Below are 19,607 nucleotides of genomic sequence, written 5' to 3'. Positions count from 1 at the left end.
GGGCAGGATGCCGACTTTACCAGGTCTGCCGAAGCGTTGCGTAGATGGCGCGACCGGGATTGTAGAACAGCGCGCCGCCGTCGCTATGGGCGAGGTGTTTCTCGTCGAACAGATTGCTGGCGTTCACCTGGAAGGTGGTATTCTCCTTGATCGCATAGGTGAAGGCGGCGTCGAAGACCACGGCGCCATCCGATTTCTGGGTATTTTCGTTGTTGAAGTAGTAGGGGCCGATATAGCGCGCACCGAGCCCGAAGGTCATGTCACCGCGGGTGCCGTTGCCCTTGAGCGTATAGTTACCCCAGATAGACGCCATATGCTCGGGAACCTGAGAAAAGCTGTTTCCGTCGTAGGTGCCGCCGGGCTCGATGATCTTGCTGTCGATATAGGAATAGGCGGCAATGAGCTCGACATTGTCCGTCACCTCCGCCTTTGCCTCAAGGTCGAGACCGCGATGCCGGATCTTGTCGACCGTCATCGGCAGATAGGTGGGTGCGTCATAGGTCGTGATGTTCTGCATCGTCAGGTCGTATACCGATGCGGTAAACAGAGCCGGGAAGGCGTCAGGCTTGTATTTGATGCCGACCTCGTACTGCTTGCCGGTCGTCGGCTCGGTTCCCGTGCTCGGCGGCGCGATGGATTCGGCATAGCTGACATAGGTCGCAAGTTCGCTGGTGAGCTTGTAGCTCAAGCCCAGGCGCTTGGTGAGTTCGCTATAGTCAGCCGAAGCCGTGGTGCCGGCAATCCGGTTCGTTTCCTCGAGATCCAGCCAGTCGTTGCGCAAGCCCACGGTTGCCGTCAACCGGTCGTTGAAGGTGAGGTTCTGCTGGAGATAAAGCGCCTTGGTATTCTGATCGCTGATCGTGCTGCTGTAGGGACCGGTCGCATAGACGGGCCCGCCCGAAGAGCCGGGATTGGTCCAGTCGACGCTGGGCGCCACTTCCCAGTAATTCTTCGTGTCGCTTTCATGCTTGCCAAATTCGACACCCACCAGCGTCTGGCTATCGACGAGATCGAAGCTCGTGTCGTATTGCAGATGCGCGTCGACAACCAGATCCTCGTCGGCGCTGTCATCGCCGAAATAATACCGCGAGGCGTAGGTGGGGCCGCTCGCGGTATCCAGGCCGCTGAGATAGGCATAACCGAAACCGGAGCTCGACTTGCTGTAACGGGCGCTGGCGTTCATGGTCAGGCCGCTGCCGAAATCGTGGTCGAACAATAGACTGTAGGTATTCCGGTTGGCCGTCAGATAGTTGTAGTCCGGGTCGCCGAAGAAGCTGTCCCGGTCAAGGTCCGTTCCCAGCGGATGTCCGCCATTGCTGGGCGTGCCGTCCTTGTCGAGGTGATCGAAGACGAAGGACAGGCTGGTGGCGTCGCTCGGACGCCAGGTCAGTCCGCCCATGATGAAGTTCTCGTCGTCCTGGGAATAATCATATTCCCCTTCCGAACGCTGCACCTTGCCGGTCAGACGGTAGGAGAGCGTATCATCCTCGGTGATGTTGTCGCCAAAATCGAAACCCGTTTCCTTGTGGTCGAAGGAGCCGCCGGTGGCATAGACCTCGCCGAAACGGCCGCTCTTCGGCGTCTTGGTGACATAGTTCACCGCGCCGCCGGGATCGGAAACACCGAAGCCCGTCGAGCTGGCGCCTTTCAGGACCTCGATGCGCTCGAAGGCGTAAGGCTCTTCCAGGACCCCGCCCCAGCTCCTGCCGAGCATGAGCCCGTCACGATAGGTGAACGGATAGAAGCCACGGATCTTGAAATAGTCGTAGCGGTCGTCGGAGCCGTAGAAATCGGTGACAACGCCGGATGTGTACTGCACGACCTGCTCGATGCTGTCGGCGCCGCGCTCCTGGACTTCCTTGGATGTGATGACCGAGACCGAGGCCGGCGTGTCGAGGATATCCGTCGCCATCTTGCCGGCGCCGGTCGTGGAACTGGCGACGATCGATTTCGAATCGTTATCGCCGGCCGTCCCCGTGCCATCGACGGTGATCGTCTCGAGAACGGTGCCGCCTGCCTGGCTGGCAGCATCCTGGGCCCTCACGGACAATGGCGACAAGGCGACAAGGGCCGTGCATCCCAGAAGAACCGCATTGCGGTAACGGATCAGAACCTGTCTGCTGCTTCCGCCTGCTTTTAACTTATCCATTTTCAAGTTCCAGATGTTGACGTTTCTATGGCTGGCCGCCGGTCGAGGGCACCGGCGTGGCCGAATATGGCGTGAGCGAAGATCATCATGTGGAGCATCTGAGCAGCCGGCGCAGCCAAGATCCCCACCGTGGCTGCAGGCTGACGACAGAAAAGTCTGATATCCCCTTCCAGCCCTTTTAACTTGAGGGATTTTGTCTGGTATTGTACCTTTTTCCGTTTTTGTAGGAATCCGGAAACTTCAACATCGTCCGGCAAGCAACATGGGCCAGGGCTTGACCGTCCTTGATGAACCTGAAACTGAAAGTCAACTTAAGCTCGTCATGGCGAATTGGCGCATGCCGAGGATGCCGATCGGTCTGCACCGCAGGGCGGACCGATCAGGCGTGGTGGCCAATGAAACATCGATGCCCATGCGAGACGTCAAGAAGGAACACCGGCCATGATCGCAATCCAGGACTTCAAGCTCTCCGGCACCGCCCTGCCGAAGGATGCGATCGGCATGCTCGACGAAATCGCCGAACATTTCACTGAGCATTCCGACGTTCTGCGCACGGGAAACCACGTCCTGCTGAAAAGCGACATCGGCACGGCGGACATTCGCGCCGAGGGCGATCGATTGTTGATCGAACTGAACAGCCCAAGCGACGAAGCACTCCAGCTGGTGCGGACCATGCTGGCCGAACATCTCTTCTATTTTGCCGGCGACGATCCGTTCGAGCTCAACTGGTCCGAATTGCCGCCACCGGCCTCTCCGTCCAACCTCTATGAGATGACGGTCGTCTCGGCCGAGGACGTGACCCCGCGCATGCGCCGGGTCAAGTTTTCCTGCGCCGACATCTCGCCCTTCATGCGCGACGACATGCATGTCCGCCTGCTGGTCCCGCCCAAAGGACGGCCGCCGGTCTGGCCCGGCATCCGCGAAGACGGCCGCCTCGCCTGGCCCAAGGGCGAGGACAAGATTGTCGTGCGCATCTATACGATCCGCGCCGTGGATGTGGAGCGCCGCGAGTTGTGGATCGATTTTCTCCAGCATCCGGCACCCGGCGTCCACACTCCGGGCGCCGATTTTGCCCGAGATGCGCAGCCAGGCCAAACCGTGGCGCTGATTGGCCCCGGCGGCGGCGACATGCCCAAGGCGAGCCGGATCCTGCTCGTCGGCGACGAATCGGCCCTGCCGGCAATCGCCCGCATTGCCGCCGAAGCTGAGCCGGGCACGCGCCTGCAGGCAATCATCGAAGTCGAGGACGAGGCCGAGCAGCAGGTGCTCACCACCCGCGGAACCCTCGATGTGCAATGGCTCCACCGCGCCAACTACCCGACCGGCTCAACGGGGATGCTCGCTGACGAGGCTATCAACGCAATCGCCCCTCTCGAGGCGGACACCTTCATCTGGGTCGCCTGCGAAAAGAAGGATGTGCGCACCATCAAAGGCGTCCTGAAGACCCGCAATCATGACCGGAAACTGAAGTATGTGGCGTGGTACTGGGAGCGGGGCGTGGCAGCGCGCGACTGACGCTCAAACAGCAACGCGGCGTATGTCGACAGCAAAAGGCGGCATCCTGACGGTCGGCGCAGGCGAACGATGCCAAATCAGAGCGTCGTATCTGCAAACTGGCCGTTTTGGCCGTCGACCACGCCCGATGCCTTGCCATCGCCTGGCCCTGTTTCCGCTAGCAATACCAACAAAGCCTTTTCCAGATCCGAACAGCGCCGTTCGCCGAGTTTCGCAACGAATCTTCGCTCGGCTGCCACGCCGATTGCCTGGAAGTTGCTGAACGCATTCCTGCCCTTGTCGGAGAGGAAAACCAGAACACGACGACGGTCCTGGGGATCCGGGCCTCGGTAGACATCGGCCGTCGCCACCATCTTGTCGATGATCTTGGTCAGCGTCGGGGAGTCGACGAATACCTTTGCCGCCAGTTCTCCCATCGGCATGGCATTGCTCAAGGAGAGCGCCATCAACACCCGATACTGCTCGATCGAGACGCCGTGAGGCTTCAGGCCCGCTTCGATGGACTGCTCGATCTTTCGATTGGCGCCGCAAATAAGGTCAGCCAGTTGCACGCGATTGACCTCCCATGCCGATACGTTCCTTTTCAATATTTCATTCTCCATATAATTTTTCTACTGATTCAGGCAAGGCTCCTCTGAGAATTCCTGCGCACAACATTTATGCAGATCGCAAATTGCCTGCTGATGATTACGGCGCATCGCCGATGTGGGGCACCCGAATCTCCATCGCAATCGGATAGAATTGCCGCTCAGAGCGGCAGGCAAGGCTCATATCATCCCGTTGCAGAATGGCATGGTTCCTGCATGGCCTGGCGATTGGTCCGGTTATGTAAGTAACCATAAGGGGTGCTGACTGTGCATGATGTGCGGATTGGTCTACTCATTGCCCAGAGCGGCTCCGCCGGGCTTTGGGCGCCTTCGGCTGAAGCCTGCGGCCGCATGGCCGTCCAGGAAATCAATCGCAACAGCGGTATTCTGAAACGGCATATCGACCTCTGCGTGATCGATGCCGGCGCCACAGCCCAATCCGCGGCTATGGCCGCCAAGCAGGCCGTCGACGAGCAGCGCGTTTCTGGGATCGTCACCATGATTCCCAGCTATGCCCGGGAGTCGGTCGCCAATGTGACCAGCGACCGGGTGCCGCTTGTCTACACGCCGCAATTTGAAGGATTTGCGCCCGAACGCAACGTCATGACCACGGGCGAGACCTCAGAAGAACTGATCGCACCGGCGATCCGGTGGCTGACCGAGCGTAAAGGCGCGCGACGCTTCTTCCTGTGTGGCAACGACTATATCTGGCCACGCTCCAGCTTGCGAATTGCCCGCGAACTCATCCGCCGCGCTGGCGGTCTCGTGACCGGCGAGCTCTACGTTCCCGTCGGCGTGCACGACTACGACAAGATCCTCGACCGCATCAAGACGACCCGTTCCGATGCGGTGTTTCCGTATTTCCTCGGGTCCGACAGCATCGCCTTCAACCGCGCTTTCTGCGAAGTGGGACTATCCCCCGGCGTTCTCCGCTTCACCTCAGCCATCGACGAGACGATCGTCTATGGCCTTCGGGAACATGAAACCGAGAACATCTTTGTTTCCTCGGCTTATTTTGCATCCATCCGGTCGCGCAACAACGGCGCATTTCTGGAGCGGTATCACACCGCATACGGCGACAGCCCGCCGCCCGCCAATGCCTTCGGTCAATCCTGCTACGAGGGGATCTATTCGCTTGCAGCCATGGTCGAGGAAGCCGGAAGTTTCGACACTCGGCTCCTGAAACAGGTGTTCGGCCGAACGCCCCAGCAGAAAACCGCGCGCGGAAACGATGCGACCCATATCGTCGGCCGTCGCCATCCGGTCCATGTGGCGCGCATCGACGGCTACGAGTTTTCCATTCTCAACGGTCTTTGAAGAAATTACTTGCCTTTTCAAATGTTGTAATTTTAAGTATCCCCATCGTGATCATAACAAGGGGAACTCAAACCATGATCCTGTCGCGCCGCCGCTTTCTCCATCGTTCTGCCCTCACCTCTGCCGCCTTCATCGCCGCGCCGGCCATTCTTCGCCATGGCGCGCTCGCAGCCGATGATCCGATCCTGCTCGGCAGCCTTCACGATCAGTCCGGACCGATTGCCGCTTCCGGCGTGCCGATGGTTCATGCCCTGAACCTCGCCGTCGACGAAATCAACGCGGCCGGCGGCCTTCTCGGCCGCCCGACAAAGGTCGTGCATTACGACACCCAGTCCAACATCCAGATGTACTCCCAATATGCGCAGCAGCTGGCGCTGAAGGACAAGGTCGCCGTAGTCCACGGCGGCATCACCTCGGCATCCCGCGAGGCGGTACGCCCGACCTTCGACCGTTTCAAAGTGCCCTATTTCTACAATGTTCTCTATGAAGGCGGCGTCTGCGACCGCAACACCTTCTGCACCGGCACGACGCCTGCCCAGACCGTCGAGAAGCTCGTACCGTCTGCGATGAAGAAATCAGGCAAGAAGGTCTATATCATTGCCGCAGACTACAATTACGGGCAGATCACCGCGAAATGGATGACGAAATACGTCAAGGACAATGGCGGCGAGGTCGTCTCGACCGATTTCTTCCCGCTCGACGTGACGAATTTCGGCACGACGATTTCGAAAATCCAGGCCGCCAAGCCGGACCTCATTCTCTCGGCCCTGGTCGGCGGTAATCACACCGCCTTCTACCGCCAGTGGACGTCCGCCGGCATGAAGGGTGAGATCCCGATCGCCTCCACCACCTTCGGCCTGGTCAACGAGCCGAGCACGCTGGACGCCGCCGAAAGCAAGGACATCCTCGGCGCCTACGGCTATTTCGAGGAGCTCGACACACCGGCCAGCAAGTCCTTCGTCGAGAAGATCAAGAAGGCGCATCCCGATACGCCCTATATCAGCGAGTTGGCGGCAGCCACCTATGAAGGCGTCTATCTCTGGGCCGAGGGCGTGCGCAAAGCCGGCAGCCTCGATCGCATGGCAGTGTTCGAAGCGCTGGAATCCGGCATTTCGTTCGAAGGTCCCACCGGCACCGTCTCCATCGACAAGGCCACGCACCACACGACCCGCAATGCCTTTCTCGCCGAGGTCAAGGATCGCAAGTGGTCGGTGCTCGAGAGCTACAAGGACGTCAAGCCGCTCGATACCGCCAGCGTCTGCGACCTCGTCAAGAACCCGAACGATACCAAGCAGTACGTGATCAACCTCTGACGACCGGCACCGGGCGGCACGGCCAGTGCCGCCCTTCCCGCACAGCGTCTCGCCCAGCAAAGCGTCTCGGACGTCGAAGGATCGACATGGACATCTATATCATATTGCTGCTCGACGTGATCAACGGCACGGCATCGCTGTTTCTGTTGTGCCTCGGCCTGGCAATCATCTTCGGCATGATGAAGATCATCAACCTCGCCCATGGCGAGTTCATCATGCTCGGTGCCTATGCCACGGTCATTTCCACCAATGCCGGCGTCAATATCTGGATTTCGATGCTGGTCATCGCGCCTGTTTTCGTCGGTCTCGTCGGCCTGGTGATCGAACGTTGCCTGATCCGCTTCCTCTACGGTCGGCTGGTCGACTCGATGCTGGCGACCTGGGGCCTCAGCCTGCTGATCATCGGCATCGTCACGACGATCTTCGGCAACACCATCCAGGGCGTCCCCACGCCGCTCGGCGGCTTCTCCATCGGTGAATACCGGTCGAGCTACTACACGCTCTTCCTGCTCGCCATGGCGCTGATCATGATGGCCATCGTCTACGGCGTCATGCGGTTCACGCGGCTTGGCCTCGTGGCCCGCGCCACGATGCAGAACCCGGCCATGGCCAATTCGCTGGGCGTCAATCCTGCCCGCGTCTATATGGGCACCTTCGCCGCGGGTGCGGCGATCACCGGCCTTGCCGGCGGGCTGCTCGCTCCGGTCTCGGGCATCACCCCGGTCATGGGCGGCGCCTATGTTGCCAAGGCCTTCATCACCGTCGTCGGCGGCGGTGCGGCGATCCTGTCCGGCACGCTGTCGGCCGCCAGCCTTTTCGGCTCCGTCAACCAGATCGGCGCGTATTTCACGACACCCGTCTATGGCGAAGTCATCGTCTTCACCGCCGCGATCCTCCTCATTCGTCTTCTTCCGCAGGGAATTTCCGGCCGGTTCTTCAAGGGAAGCCTCTAATGACCCAGCGTCTCAGCCTTATGATTCAGGCACTTGCCGTCGCCACCGCCATAGTCGTCATCGCGCTCGCGCCCGGAATGCTTGAAATCTTCACGCTCATGCAAGTCACGCTGTTTGCAGCCATGGCCGTGCTGTCCCTGAGCCTCGCCTTCATCTGGGGTTTCGGCGGCATCCTTTCCTTCGGCCAGACCGCCTTCTTCGGTCTGGGTGCCTATGCCTATGCCATTGCCGCGATCAATTTCCAGGATTCGACCCAAGGCATCCTGCTCGCCATCTTCGTCCCGGCGGTGTTTTCCGCAATCCTCGGCTACTTCGTCTTCTACGGGCGGATCTCGGACGTCTATCTGGGCGTCATCACGCTCACCGTGACGCTTATTCTCTTCAATGTCGTCAACTCGACGTCCGGCGACGAATATCGCATCGGCGACGCCATGCTCGGCGGCTTCAACGGCATTCCCGCCGTACCAACCTTCAACATGCCGTTCGATCCCTCAAGCCCGCTTTCTCCCGAGGCCTGCTGGTGGGTGACCGCAGGTGCGCTGCTCGCCGTCTATCTCGGCCTTCGCCTGCTGCTCGCCAGCCCCTTCGGACGGGTGATTGTCGCCGTGCGCGAAAACGAAACGCGCGCCTCGCTGCTCGGCTACGATCCGCGGCTGATCAAACTGGTCGCCTTCATCTTCGGCGGGGCGATTGCAGGCCTCGCCGGCGCGCTCTACGTCAACTGGGGTGCATTCGTCGGGCCGACGATCTTCAGCCTGTCGCTCTCGGCGGAAATCATCATCTGGATCACCATCGGCGGTCTTGGGACGCTGCTCGGGCCGATCATCGGATGCATTCTCATCGAATACATCGTCGCCAGCATCGGATCACAACAGATGCTGAATGCAAACCTGGTATTGGGAACCGTACTCGTTCTCTTCGTCCTGCTTCTCCCCCGCGGCCTCGTGCCGACGGCGCGTGATCTGCTGCTCAGGCTGTTCACGCTCATCGGCCGCAGCAGGTCCCCCGAGACCGCCTCACCTCCCATCGCGCATCCCGCAGGAGCCAAATGATATGGGCGAACTCACCCCGCTTCTCAAAACGGAAAACCTGACCATGCGGTTCGGCGGCGTCGTCGCCAATGATGACATCAGCTTCACGCTGCAGGAAATGGAACTGCGCTGCCTCATCGGACCGAACGGCGCCGGCAAGAGCACCTTTTTCAAATCACTGACCGGCCAACAGACCCCGACATCCGGCTCCATCGCCTTTCGCGGCCAGCCGATCACCGGCAAACTGCCCCACGAAATCGCCCGCATGGGCATCGGCATCAAGACGCAGGTGCCGAATGTCTTCAATGGCCTGACGGTCAGGGAGAACATATGGCTCGCCGCCCGCCGCAAGGCCAGCGTCCTGCAATTGCCGCATCTCGTCGCAAGCGTTCTCGACCTCATCCGATTGACGCCGGACGCGGGCCGCATCGTCGCCACGCTGTCGCACGGCCAACGCCAGTGGGTGGAGATCGGCATGGTGCTGGCGGCCGAACCCGATCTCATCCTGCTCGATGAACCGGCGGCCGGCATGACCGACGAGGAAACGCTGCGCACCGCCGACATCATCCGCGACATCAACGAGTCCCGGGCGATCGTCGTCGTCGAGCATGACATGGCCTTCATTCGACTGATCGCCAAAACCGTGACGGTGTTTCACCAGGGTCGGGTGCTGATCGAGGACACGGTCGACCGCGTACTGGCCGACCAGCGCGTCCGCGATGTCTATCTCGGAAAGAAGGTGGCGGCATGACCAGGCTCCTCAATGTCAAGGACTTGCGCTCCGGCTACGGACGCATACCGATTCTCGCCGGTGTCGACATGACCATGGAAGCGGGCGAATATCTGGGCATCCTCGGCCACAACGGCATGGGCAAGACGACGCTCATGCGGACGCTGATGGGACACCTGCCGGCAACCTCGGGCAAGGTCGAGTTCGACGGACGGGATATCACCGCGATGAAGCCCTTCGAACGCTCACGGCTCGGACTGGGGCTTGTACCCCAGGGCCGCGAGATCTTCCCCGACCTTAGCGTCCTGGAAAACCTGCGCATGGGACTTGCCTCCGCACCGAGGGAAGACAAGTCAGTGATCGACGCCGTATTGGAAGATTTCCCGCGTCTGGTCCGTCTCCTCGACCGGCGCGGCGGCGCCCTGTCCGGCGGCGAGCAGCAATTGCTGGCGCTGGCCCGATGCCTCTGCACCAAGCCGCGCCTGATCCTGCTCGATGAGCCGACCGAAGGCATTCAGCCCTTGATCATCGAGGAAATGATCGAAACGCTCCTTGCCTTCAAGGACCGTTGGAAACTCTCCCTGATCGTCGTCGAGCAGAACCTTGAATTCATCACCTCGCTGTCCGATCGCATCCTGCACATCCAGAAAGGCCGGATGACCGGCGAACTGGACAGGAATGCCGTCCTGGCCGGCGAGGTCGGAATGTCGGCCATGGCCTAGCGCCCGCCTAGCCGTCGCGCCGACGACACTCTCCCCTTCATCACGATTGCCTTCAACACTCTTGTCTCAACAGGAAAGGATAAGTCATGTCCATCACTCGCCCAACAGTTGCCGACGTCGCCGATCTGGCGGAAAGCCTCCACATGTCCATGTCATTGGAAGAGGCTGCCGCCTATCGGGCGCTCATGGACGGCATGTTCGACGCCTATGACGTCGTCGACGAATTGCCCAATCCGCTGCCTACGGTGAAATATCCTCGTACGCCGGGCTACAAGCCTGCCGCCGCCGACAACCGATATAGTGCCTGGGCGATCAAGAGCGAGGTCAAGGGAGCGGCCGAGGGCAAGCTTGCCGGAAAGACCATCGTCCTCAAGGACAATGTCGCGCTGGCGGGCGTGCCGATGATGAACGGCGCCACGACACTGGAAGGCTTCATTCCGGCTGCCGACGCCACCATCGTCACCCGCATTCTCGATGCCGGCGGCACCATTCTCGGCAAGGCGGTCTGCGAGCATTTCTGCCTGTCTGGCGGCAGCCATACCTCGGATCCCGGCCCCGTTCACAATCCCTACCGCCTCGGCTATTCGGCCGGCGGGTCCTCGTCGGGCAGTGCAGCCCTCGTGGCTGCCGGTGAAGCGGACATGGCGATCGGCGGCGACCAGGGCGGTTCGATCCGTATCCCCGCATCCTATTGCGGTATCTACGGCATGAAGGCGACCCATGGCCTCGTGCCTTATACCGGTGTCATGCCGATTGAATCCACCATCGACCATACCGGCCCGATGACGGCATCGGTCGCCGACAACGCCCTGCTGCTGGAAGTGCTCGCCGGAGCCGATGGTCTCGATCCGCGCCAGTATGCGCCCAAGGTCTCGGCCTATACCGAGGCGCTCGGCAAGGGCGTGAAGGGAATGAAGATCGGCCTGCTGAAGGAAGGCTTCGCGGTCTCGAACATGGAGGCTGCTGTCGCCGACAAGGTTCGCGCCGGCGCCGATCGTCTCGCGGCTCTGGGGGCCGAGATTTCGGAAGTCTCCATCCCCGAACACCTGCATGCGCTCGCCGCCTGGAACCCGATCACGCTCGAAGGCTTCATGGCGCAGATGATGCACGGCAATGGCATGGGCTTCAACTGGAAGGGACTTTACGATGTCGGTCTGCTCGATGCCCATTCCGCTTGGCGCAACAAGGCAGACGACCTGTCGAAGACGCTGAAGCTCACCATGCTGGTCGGCCAGTGGGGCCTGACCCATTACCGCGGCCGTTATTATGCCAAGGCCCGCAACATCTCGATCGCCGCCAAGGCCGCCTATGATGCGGTATTCGGTCGATACGACCTGTTGCTGATGCCCACCCTGCCCTGCGTCGCCACACCGATCCCCGGCAAGGACGCCTCGCTCGAAGAGATCGTCACGCGGGCTTTCGAGATGACCGCCACCACCAGTCCGTTCGACGTGACAGGCCATCCCGCCATGTCCATCCCGTGCGGGCTGATCGACGGTTTGCCGGTCGGCCTGATGCTGATCGGCAAGGACTATGACGAGGCGACCATCTATCGGGCCGCCAGTGCCTTCGAGGCGGACGGCGACTGGAAGTCCTTCTGATGCAGACGCTCAGCGCCATCATCCGCGCCAGGCCCGGACAGGAAACGACGATGCGAGACGCGCTGCTCGCGGTTGCCGACCATGTCCGGCTGAACGAACCCGAGACCGTCGGCTTCTTCATCGCGCAGGGCGATGAGGATCCGTGCCTCTTCACCACCTACGAGCGCTTCACGAACAAAGCGGCGATGGACAGGCACAACGGTTCGGACGCGGTGGCAGCGTTCTTCGCGATCGCCCGGCCGATCCTCGATGGGCCGGTGACCCTGGTCACCGCCATCGAGACATCGACCAAGGCATGAGACGGAGACCGGCGACCGAAAGGCCGCCGGTCCCGCACCAGAGATGCTCCAGGAACGACCCATCCGGCTACAGGAAGGCGCAATGTACGACACAATCATCGTGGGTGCCGGTTCGGCGGGCTGCGTTGCGGCCTTGCGCCTGAGCGCGGACAGGAACCGCAAGGTCCTCCTGCTGGAAGCCGGACAGGAGGCCCCTTTGGCGTCAGATATCCCATCGGACTGGGTGACCCTGTTCAACACGAGAGCCGATTGGAGTTACCATACCGAACCCCAGGCCGGTTGCCGCGGGCGGCGGATCTTCTGGCCGCGCGGCAAGATGCTGGGCGGCTCGGGATCGCTCAACGCGATGATCTACATGCGCGGGCTTGCCTCGGATTACGATGCCTGGCAACAGGCGGGATGTCGTGGCTGGAGCTGGAAGGACGTCCTGCCGGTTTTCCTCCAGTCCGAAAACAACGCGCAGTTTCGCGACAGCGCCCATCATGGCACGCAAGGGCCCCTCCCTGTCGAAAACGTGCCCTATATCGACCGACATGAACGGCTGTGGATCGAGGCGGCGCAGGCCGCGGGCTATGCCTTCAATCCGGATTTCAACGGCCAGAACCAGGAAGGCGCGGGCCTCTTCCAGTTCACCATCCAGAACGGCGAGCGTTTCGGCACGGCCAAGGCCTATCTTCGCCCAGCGCTGGAGAGGCCCAATCTGACCCTGAAGAAGGGCGTTCTGGTGACCGGCCTCATCCTCGACAAGGGCCGCGTCACCAGCGTGCGGTATCTGGTCAACGGCGTTCCGGAAATCGCCCACGCTGCAAGCGAAGTGGTCATGGCGGCCGGCACCATCGGCACCTGCCAGATCCTGATGCTCTCGGGCATAGGTCCGGCGGACGAATTGACGGTCGCCGGCGTCAAGCCGGTCCATGACCTGCCCGGCGTCGGCAAGGATCTTCAGGATCATCTCAATATTCCGATCTCCTTCTACGCGAAGGAACCGATGGGGATCGGGGCCTGGACGGCGGAGCTGATGGACCAGAGTCTTGCCGAATGGCGGGACCACCGTTCCGGGATCCGCACTTCGCCCTGGGTCGCCGCCGGCGCGCACGTGTGCAGCCGCGACGGCGTGGAACCCGATCTGCAGCTTTATGGTGCGATCTCGCCGCACCGCGATTACGCCCGTTTTCTGGGCGGGCGTTCCGGCATCACGGCCCATTGCGTGCTGCAAAGGCCGAACAGCCGCGGCGAAATCCGTCTTCGCTCCGCCGATCCGACGGAACATCCGGCCATCGATCCCCGATATTTCGCTTCGGATGAGACCGGCACCGATCTGGCCACTCTGGTCGAGGGGGTGCGGATCAACCGGCGCATCCTGGCGCAATCGCCGATCCGCGACCTGATCGATTATGAGCTTTCGCCCAGCGCCGAATGCGTCTCGGACGCGGACATCGCCGACTATGTGCGAGGCCATATGACGACGCTCTACCATCCCTCAAGCACCTGTCGCATGGGGGTGGATGCCATGGCTGTCACCGATCCGGCCACGATGAAGGTCCACGGCCTGGAGGGACTGCACATCGCCGACGCCTCCGCCATTCCGCTCATGGTGTCCGGCAACCTCAACGCTCCGACGATCATGGTCGCCGAACGCGCCTGCCAGAAGATTCTCGCAACATAAGGAGAGACGCATGACTATCGTTCCAAAGGTCCGGACCTGGGCGGAGAAGGCTGAAACCCTGTCGCTGGAAGGCCGTCTCTTTATCGACGGCGACTTTGTGCCGGCCAAATCGGGCGCCGTCTTCGAGAGTGTCAATCCGGCCAACGGCGCGGTGCTTGCAGAGGTCGCCCGCGGTGATGCCGCGGATATCGACCGGGCTGTCGCCACAGGCCTCAGGGCCTTCAAGTCCGGCGTTTGGTCGCGCATGGCTCCGCGCCAACGCATGGCCGTGCTCTATCGCTTTGCCGATCTGGTGGAAGCGCAAATGGAGGACTTCGCTCTCATCGACACGATGGACATGGGCAAGCCGATCTCCGAAATGCTTTCGGTGGACGTGCCGCTGGCGCTGACCTGCCTGCGCTTCACTGCCGAATGCGTCGACAAGCTGCAAGGCACGGTCGGCGCAACGGCGCCCGATGTCCTCTCCTATGTCCTGCGACAGCCGCTGGGCGTGGTCGGCTGCATCGTGCCGTGGAACTATCCCTTGCTGATGACCATGTGGAAGATTGCGCCCGCGCTGGCCGCCGGCAATTCGGTCGTGCTGAAGCCCGCCGAGCAGTCGCCGCTGTCGGCTCTGCTGCTGGCCCGCCTGTTTGTCGAGGCCGGAGGGCCTCCCGGCGTCTTCAATGTCGTGAACGGCTACGGTCCGGAAGCTGGGAAGGCCCTGGCGCTGCACCGTGATATCGAAAAGATCGCCTTCACCGGATCGGTGGAAGTCGGCAAGCTGATGATGCTTTATTCCGGTCAATCGAACCTCAAGAAGATCTCGACCGAATGCGGCGGCAAGTCTCCGCATGTCGTCATGGCGGATGCCGCCAATCTGGAAACGGCGGCGGAATGGGCCGCCATGGGCATTTTCGGCAATCAGGGTGAAGTGTGCTGTGCTGGCTCGCGCATTCTCGTTCAAAGACAGATCCTGGCGGACTTCACCGAGATCTTGCGCGCCAAGGCAGAAGCCGGCTATCGGCCGGGCGATCCGCTCGACCCGACGACGGGCATGGGACCGCTCGTCGACGTCAAGCAACAGAAGCGGGTGCTGGACTATGTCGATATCGGCAAGCAGGCCGGCGCCCATTGCCTGATCGGCGGCGGCGTGCCCGAAGGGCTCGAAAAGGGGGCCTATGTGGCGCCAACGATCTTCACCGGCGTCACCAATGACATGGCAATCGCGCGGGAGGAAATCTTTGGGCCTGTGGCCAGCATCATCGCCTTCGACACCTTTGAGGAAGCGGTCGCGATCGCCAACGACACCAGCTTCGGACTGGCGGCCGGCATCTGGACCTCCGATCTTGGAAAGGCGCACCGGTTCGCAAGGGATGTCGAGGCCGGCATGGTCTATATCAACAGCTACATGAACGGCGACATGCAGTTCCCGTTCGGAGGCTGGAAGGAAAGCGGCAACGGGCGCGACAAATGTTTCGACGCGCTTGTCTCCTATACGCAAACGAAGGGCGTATGGGCGACGATCGGCTAAATTGCGATGGTCCCACCGAGCCCGGGGCTCATCGCCCCGGAACAACGTACAGCACCGCCACTACCATGGGGCCGACTGGAGGGAGGCGCGGTTCTAGATGGCGCTCGCCAGACGGTCCTCGATATAGGCCTGCAGCAGTGTCTGCGACACCGGCCCCGGCTTGCCGTCGCCCACCGGCTGACCGTCGATGCGGGTGACCGGCATGACGAAATTGGTCGCCGAAGTGATGAAGACTTCCGCCGCGTCCTTTGCTTCTGCCGGCGTAAAGCCGCGCTCCTCGACGGCAAGACCGGCGCGCCTGGCGAGATCCAGCACCGAGCCACGGGTAATGCCATGCAAAAGGGCATTGGAGAGGTCGCGGGTGACCAGCGTTCCGGCCTTGGTGACGATATGGGCATTGGAGGAACTGGCCTCGGTGATGAAGCCATCCTCAACGAAGAACGCGTCGTCGGCGCCCTGTTTCTGCGCCTCCATCTTGGCAAGTGACGAATAGAGCAGCTGCACCGTCTTGATCTGGCGCTGCTCCCATCGACCTTCCGGCATGGTGATGACGGAAATGCCCTTGTTCCATTTCGGGTTGCCGAGCACCGGGCGGCTTTGGGTGAACATCACGAATGTCGGAGTCAGGTCATCGGTAAACAGGAAGTCGCGGTCCTGGGCGCCGCGCGAGATCTGCAGATAGATCAGCCCGTCGGTCATGCCGTTCCGGGCAAGGATCTCGCGGTGCAGGGCCAGCATGTCCTCGTCGGAAACGGGGGCTGCAATGTTGAGCGAGGCAAGCGAGCGCTTCAGACGACCGGCATGGCCGGCATAGTCGATCAGCTTGCCGCCAATCACGGCGGTGACCTCGTAAATGGCATCGGCAAACATGAAGCCACGGTCGAAGACCGAAACCTTGGCTTCTGTTTCCGGCAACCATTGGCCATTGAGATAGACAATACGGGACATGACGGGCAGTTCTCCCAGAGAGTTGGCACGACGCCCGCGGGCGGCTTTCTGTGGCTTATCGTGCGATGGATCGATAGCGTCAACTTATAGAAATATAAGGAGACATTGTAAAATGCATTAATATCCAACTACTTAGTTATTCAATGCAGCAGCCCTCCCTCGTCTCCTGGTTGCATCTGGCAGAGCGCTGTGCATAAAAATTAGACCCATCTCCAAAGCGGCGAAAAAAGCGCCATAGCCTCTGGCCAATTGGGAATACGTCCTGTATACCGAAAATGCAAATGCCAATTTCAGCGCGCCCGCCGCTCCCAACGGCTGGCCGCAGAATCATAAAAGAGGGGTTACTGCACCATGAAGAACATGCTTCGTGCCGGCCTGGCCGTGCTTCTTGCCAGCCTCGCCGCACCCGCTGTCGCGCAAACGGCTTGGGATATGTCGGTCGTGTGGCCGCCCGGCAATTTCCACACCAAGAATGCCATGAAATTTGCCGAGACGGTCAAGGACGTCACCAAGGGCGAAGTGGTCATCACCGTCCACCCCGGTGGCGCACTCGGCATCAAGGGCCCCGAGGGCATGGCAGCGGTGCGCGACGGTATCGTGCCGGTCGCCGACATCCTGATGAGCCAGCAGGTCGGCGAAGCGCCGGTGCTGGGCATCGAAACGCTGCCCTATCTGGCGCCGACCATGCCGGATCTGGCGCTACTGCACAAATTCTTCCGCCCGAAGATCGAGGAAGTCGCCACCTCGATGAACCAGAAGCTGCTCTACATGGTGCCATGGCCGGGCCAGGCGGTCTATTCGCCGAACAAGATCGAGACGATCGCAGACCTGAAGGGCCTGACGATCCGTGTCGTCGACGCCAATGGTCACAACTTCTTCAATGCGCTCGGGGCAGCACCCGTGCAGATGCCATGGGGTGAAGTCGTGCCGTCGCTGGCGGCCGGCACGATCAAGGGCGTGACGACCTCGTCCTCCTCGGGCGTCGACGGCGCCTTCTGGGAATTCACCAAGAACATGAGCACCTTCAACTGGCAGGCATCCAGCAACATCGTCACCGTCAATCTCGATGCATGGAATGCCCTGTCGCCGGAAAACCAGAAGGCGATCGAGGCCGCATCCAAGACGCTTGAAGGCGAGTTCTGGCTGGTGAGCCGCGCCGAAGACGACGCCAAGCTGGCCATCCTGAAAGACAAGGGCATCGATGTCTCCGCCCCGTCGCCGGAACTGAAGGCCGCCCTGATCGAGCGGGCCAAGCCGCTCTGGGAGGAATTCAAGACCCGCGTTCCGGACGCCGCTCCCTATATCGACGCCTATCTGAAGGCGCTGAACTGAGGCCATAGCCTAACATTCGCCGTCACCCCCTGCAGTGGCGGCGACCTTTTTCTTTGCGCTTCCGGAGAACGGCCATGGAACCCAGTCCAGCCCAACGCTTTTCACGGGTGATCGACCCGATCGATGCCCTGACGTCCGTCGGCAACAGCATTGCGGCCCTTTGCCTGCTTGGCATCTTTGCGCTGATCGCCGGCGAAATCATCCTGCGCAACATCCTCGGCTTTTCCTTGAGCTTTTCCTGGGATGTCGCCGCTTACCTGATGGGTGGCAGCTTCATGCTGGCGGCCGCCAGCGCGCTGAAATCCGGCAGCCATGTCCGGGTGACGGCCATCGCCGAAATGCTGCCCATGCGCGGTGCCCGCTGGATTGAAATGGCCGCCTGCCTGATCGGGCTCGCCATTTCCATCGCCCTTTGCGGCGCCCTGATCGAAATGGCGTTTCTCTCCTACCAGCGCGGCTCAACCTCCGCCTCGGTGATCCGCACCCCGCTGGTCTGGCCGCAAGCCGCATTCGCGCTCGGCGCCGTGCTGCTCTGCCTGCAAATGGTGGCGCAATGCTTGAGACTGCTGCGCGGCGAAGCCCTGACCACCGGACCGGGATTGGAATAGACCATGGGAAAGATATCACTCAGCCTTCTCGGCCTGATGACCCTGATTCTGGGCACCGGCGTCTGGATCGGCCTCGGGCTGATCGGCACCGCTGCCGGCCTGCTGGCGCTCTACCGGCCCAATCTGCCGTTTTCCAAGCTGCTGGCGCAGCAGACCTGGAACACCCTGGTCTCGCCGGAAATGCTGGCACTGCCGCTGTTCATCTTCATGGCCGACCTGTTGTTCCGCACCAAGATCTCCGAGGCGCTGTTTTCAGGGCTCGCCCCCTGGCTGCGGCGCGTGCCCGGGCGGCTCAGCCATATCACGGTGCTCGGCTGCACCCTGTTCGCCTCGGTCTGCGGCTCGTCGGCCGCCACCACGGCGACCGTCGGCCGGATCACGGCAAAAGAACTGATCTCGCGCGGCTATGACCGCGATCTGGTCACCGGCAGTCTCGCCGGTGCCGGCACCCTTGGCTTCCTGATCCCGCCCTCGACCATCATGATCATCTACGGCGTGATTGCGGAGGAATCCATCCTGCGGCTGTTCATGGCCGGCATCCTGCCCGGCCTTCTGATGGCAGCCGCCTATATGGGCTATATCGGCCTGCGTGCCTATCTGAAGCCCTCGCTCGTCGGCGTCACCCCGCCTTCCACGACGCTTCGCGAAAAGCTGGTGGCGCTGAAGGATCTGGGGCCGCTTCTATTCCTGATCATCGGCGTCGTCGGCTCGATGTATGGCGGCTTCGCGTCGCCCACCGAGGCGGCTGCGGTCGGTGTCGGCGGCTCGATGCTGATCGGCTTCTGGCAGCGGACCTTGAATTTCCAGCGCCTGATGGAAGCCGCCCATCAGGCGGCCGACAGCTGCGCCATGATCGGCCTGATCATGGTCGGCGCCATGTTCCTCTCCACCACGATCGGCTATCTCGGCATGCCTGCCTATATTGCCGGAATGATCGAAGGCTGGGGCCTGTCACCCTTCGCGCTGATCGTCGTGCTGTTGATTTTCTATATCATTCTCGGCACTGTCATGGAGGGCCTCGGCTGCATCGTCATGACGCTGCCGATCACGCTTCCCCTCGTCATGGCGGCCGGCTATAGCAAGGTCTGGTTCGGGATCTTCATCGTGATCGTCGTGGAAATGGCGCAGATTTCACCGCCGGTCGGCTTCAACCTGACCGTCATCCAGCGCCTGACCGGCGACAGCATGGCGCGCATTACCCGGGCCACGCTGCCGTTCTTCTTCATCATGGCCGGCTTCGTGATCCTGATTGCGCTGTTTCCGGGCATTGTCATGCTGGTGCCTGATATGATGAGCAAACCATAAGGTACCATGGGCTTGGGG

17 protein-coding genes are annotated in these 19,607 nt (G+C 61.4%); 14 read left to right on the top strand and 3 right to left on the bottom strand.

Features of this window, described 5'->3' with window-relative positions:
• Positions 1-16: 16 nt before the first annotated feature.
• On the bottom strand, positions 17-2,149 hold the full coding sequence (locus HFC70_RS06275; protein ID WP_168472362.1) for a TonB-dependent siderophore receptor: 2,133 nt from the start codon (positions 2,147-2,149) through the stop codon (positions 17-19).
• A gap of 441 nt (positions 2,150-2,590) precedes the next feature.
• On the opposite strand from HFC70_RS06275, the gene HFC70_RS06270 reads away from it, so the two are divergent.
• On the top strand, positions 2,591-3,664 hold the full coding sequence (locus tag HFC70_RS06270; protein ID WP_168472361.1) for a DUF2218 domain-containing protein: 1,074 nt from the start codon (positions 2,591-2,593) through the stop codon (positions 3,662-3,664).
• A gap of 77 nt (positions 3,665-3,741) precedes the next feature.
• Here HFC70_RS06270 and HFC70_RS06265 read toward each other — a convergent pair whose 3' ends face one another.
• On the bottom strand, positions 3,742-4,215 hold the full coding sequence (locus HFC70_RS06265) for a MarR family transcriptional regulator (protein WP_168472360.1): 474 nt from the start codon (positions 4,213-4,215) through the stop codon (positions 3,742-3,744).
• A gap of 303 nt (positions 4,216-4,518) precedes the next feature.
• Here HFC70_RS06265 and HFC70_RS06260 point away from each other — a divergent pair, with 303 nt between their 5' ends.
• The 10 genes from HFC70_RS06260 to HFC70_RS06215 all read left to right on the top strand — a co-directional run bounded on the left by HFC70_RS06260 (position 4,519) and on the right by HFC70_RS06215 (position 15,396).
• A complete protein-coding gene (locus HFC70_RS06260; RefSeq protein WP_168472359.1) occupies positions 4,519-5,568 on the top strand; it encodes a substrate-binding domain-containing protein in 1,050 nt (349 codons plus the stop codon).
• A 74-nt stretch (positions 5,569-5,642) separates the two neighbouring features.
• Entirely contained in the window at positions 5,643-6,881 is a 1,239-nt protein-coding gene (locus HFC70_RS06255; RefSeq protein WP_168472358.1) for an ABC transporter substrate-binding protein, read from the top strand.
• 86 nt (positions 6,882-6,967) lie between these two features.
• A complete protein-coding gene (locus HFC70_RS06250; protein ID WP_168472357.1) occupies positions 6,968-7,834 on the top strand; it encodes a branched-chain amino acid ABC transporter permease in 867 nt (288 codons plus the stop codon).
• On the top strand, positions 7,834-8,886 hold the full coding sequence (locus HFC70_RS06245; RefSeq protein WP_168472356.1) for a branched-chain amino acid ABC transporter permease: 1,053 nt from the start codon (positions 7,834-7,836) through the stop codon (positions 8,884-8,886). Before HFC70_RS06250 ends, HFC70_RS06245 begins: the two co-directional genes overlap by 1 nt.
• A gap of 1 nt (position 8,887) precedes the next feature.
• Positions 8,888-9,616, top strand: a complete 729-nt coding sequence (locus HFC70_RS06240; protein WP_168472355.1) for an ATP-binding cassette domain-containing protein — start codon at positions 8,888-8,890, stop codon at positions 9,614-9,616.
• Positions 9,613-10,317: an ABC transporter ATP-binding protein gene (locus HFC70_RS06235; RefSeq protein ID WP_168472354.1), complete on the top strand. Its 705-nt coding sequence runs from the start codon at positions 9,613-9,615 to the stop codon at positions 10,315-10,317. The genes HFC70_RS06240 and HFC70_RS06235 overlap by 4 nt, the downstream gene beginning before the upstream one ends.
• An 86-nt stretch (positions 10,318-10,403) precedes the next feature.
• Positions 10,404-11,918 (top strand): amidase, encoded by a 1,515-nt coding sequence (locus HFC70_RS06230; protein WP_168472353.1) that lies wholly within the window; start codon positions 10,404-10,406, stop codon positions 11,916-11,918.
• Positions 11,918-12,217 carry a putative quinol monooxygenase gene (locus HFC70_RS06225; protein WP_168472352.1) on the top strand — a complete coding sequence of 100 codons (300 nt, stop codon included), beginning with the start codon at positions 11,918-11,920 and terminating at the stop codon, positions 12,215-12,217. The genes HFC70_RS06230 and HFC70_RS06225 overlap by 1 nt, the downstream gene beginning before the upstream one ends.
• 82 nt (positions 12,218-12,299) lie before the next feature.
• Positions 12,300-13,883: a GMC family oxidoreductase gene (locus HFC70_RS06220; RefSeq protein WP_168472351.1), complete on the top strand. Its 1,584-nt coding sequence runs from the start codon at positions 12,300-12,302 to the stop codon at positions 13,881-13,883.
• Between the two features lie 10 nt (positions 13,884-13,893).
• Positions 13,894-15,396, top strand: coding sequence for an aldehyde dehydrogenase (locus HFC70_RS06215; RefSeq protein ID WP_168472350.1), 1,503 nt, complete (start codon positions 13,894-13,896; stop codon positions 15,394-15,396).
• A gap of 93 nt (positions 15,397-15,489) precedes the next feature.
• Here the strand turns inward: HFC70_RS06215 and HFC70_RS06210 are convergent, their stop codons facing one another.
• Entirely contained in the window at positions 15,490-16,344 is an 855-nt protein-coding gene (locus HFC70_RS06210; protein WP_168472349.1) for a D-amino-acid transaminase, read from the bottom strand.
• A 351-nt stretch (positions 16,345-16,695) separates the two neighbouring features.
• On the opposite strand from HFC70_RS06210, the gene HFC70_RS06205 reads away from it, so the two are divergent.
• The 3 genes from HFC70_RS06205 to HFC70_RS06195 all read left to right on the top strand — a co-directional run bounded on the left by HFC70_RS06205 (position 16,696) and on the right by HFC70_RS06195 (position 19,589).
• A complete protein-coding gene (locus tag HFC70_RS06205; RefSeq protein ID WP_168472348.1) occupies positions 16,696-17,676 on the top strand; it encodes a TRAP transporter substrate-binding protein in 981 nt (326 codons plus the stop codon).
• 74 nt (positions 17,677-17,750) lie between these two features.
• The gene (locus HFC70_RS06200; protein ID WP_168472347.1) at positions 17,751-18,284 is read left to right on the top strand and encodes a TRAP transporter small permease subunit; all 534 of its coding nucleotides are present in this window, start codon (positions 17,751-17,753) and stop codon (positions 18,282-18,284) included.
• A gap of 3 nt (positions 18,285-18,287) precedes the next feature.
• On the top strand, positions 18,288-19,589 hold the full coding sequence (locus tag HFC70_RS06195; RefSeq protein WP_168472346.1) for a TRAP transporter large permease: 1,302 nt from the start codon (positions 18,288-18,290) through the stop codon (positions 19,587-19,589).
• Positions 19,590-19,607: the final 18 nt, after the last annotated feature.

It is taken from the genome of Agrobacterium sp. a22-2, from assembly GCF_012276985.1.
GTDB lineage: Bacteria > Pseudomonadota > Alphaproteobacteria > Rhizobiales > Rhizobiaceae > Allorhizobium.
Note: the sequence above shows the minus strand (reverse complement) of the source record. Positions and strands in the feature narration are given on the sequence as shown.

What these genes read in the sequence shown, in the direction of transcription:
- HFC70_RS06210 (WP_168472349.1), bottom strand. Translation starts at nt 16,344, where the DNA reads ATGTCCCGTATTGTCTATCTCAATGGCCAATGGTTGCCGGAAACAGAA.
- HFC70_RS06270 (WP_168472361.1), top strand. Translation starts at nt 2,591, where the DNA reads ATGATCGCAATCCAGGACTTCAAGCTCTCCGGCACCGCCCTGCCGAAG.
- HFC70_RS06235 (WP_168472354.1), top strand. Translation starts at nt 9,613, where the DNA reads ATGACCAGGCTCCTCAATGTCAAGGACTTGCGCTCCGGCTACGGACGC.
- HFC70_RS06240 (WP_168472355.1), top strand. Translation starts at nt 8,888, where the DNA reads ATGGGCGAACTCACCCCGCTTCTCAAAACGGAAAACCTGACCATGCGG.
- HFC70_RS06195 (WP_168472346.1), top strand. Translation starts at nt 18,288, where the DNA reads ATGGGAAAGATATCACTCAGCCTTCTCGGCCTGATGACCCTGATTCTG.
- HFC70_RS06215 (WP_168472350.1), top strand. Translation starts at nt 13,894, where the DNA reads ATGACTATCGTTCCAAAGGTCCGGACCTGGGCGGAGAAGGCTGAAACC.
- HFC70_RS06245 (WP_168472356.1), top strand. Translation starts at nt 7,834, where the DNA reads ATGACCCAGCGTCTCAGCCTTATGATTCAGGCACTTGCCGTCGCCACC.
- HFC70_RS06275 (WP_168472362.1), bottom strand. Translation starts at nt 2,149, where the DNA reads ATGGATAAGTTAAAAGCAGGCGGAAGCAGCAGACAGGTTCTGATCCGT.
- HFC70_RS06230 (WP_168472353.1), top strand. Translation starts at nt 10,404, where the DNA reads ATGTCCATCACTCGCCCAACAGTTGCCGACGTCGCCGATCTGGCGGAA.
- HFC70_RS06250 (WP_168472357.1), top strand. Translation starts at nt 6,968, where the DNA reads ATGGACATCTATATCATATTGCTGCTCGACGTGATCAACGGCACGGCA.
- HFC70_RS06200 (WP_168472347.1), top strand. Translation starts at nt 17,751, where the DNA reads ATGGAACCCAGTCCAGCCCAACGCTTTTCACGGGTGATCGACCCGATC.
- HFC70_RS06205 (WP_168472348.1), top strand. Translation starts at nt 16,696, where the DNA reads ATGAAGAACATGCTTCGTGCCGGCCTGGCCGTGCTTCTTGCCAGCCTC.
- HFC70_RS06220 (WP_168472351.1), top strand. Translation starts at nt 12,300, where the DNA reads ATGTACGACACAATCATCGTGGGTGCCGGTTCGGCGGGCTGCGTTGCG.
- HFC70_RS06225 (WP_168472352.1), top strand. Translation starts at nt 11,918, where the DNA reads ATGCAGACGCTCAGCGCCATCATCCGCGCCAGGCCCGGACAGGAAACG.
- HFC70_RS06255 (WP_168472358.1), top strand. Translation starts at nt 5,643, where the DNA reads ATGATCCTGTCGCGCCGCCGCTTTCTCCATCGTTCTGCCCTCACCTCT.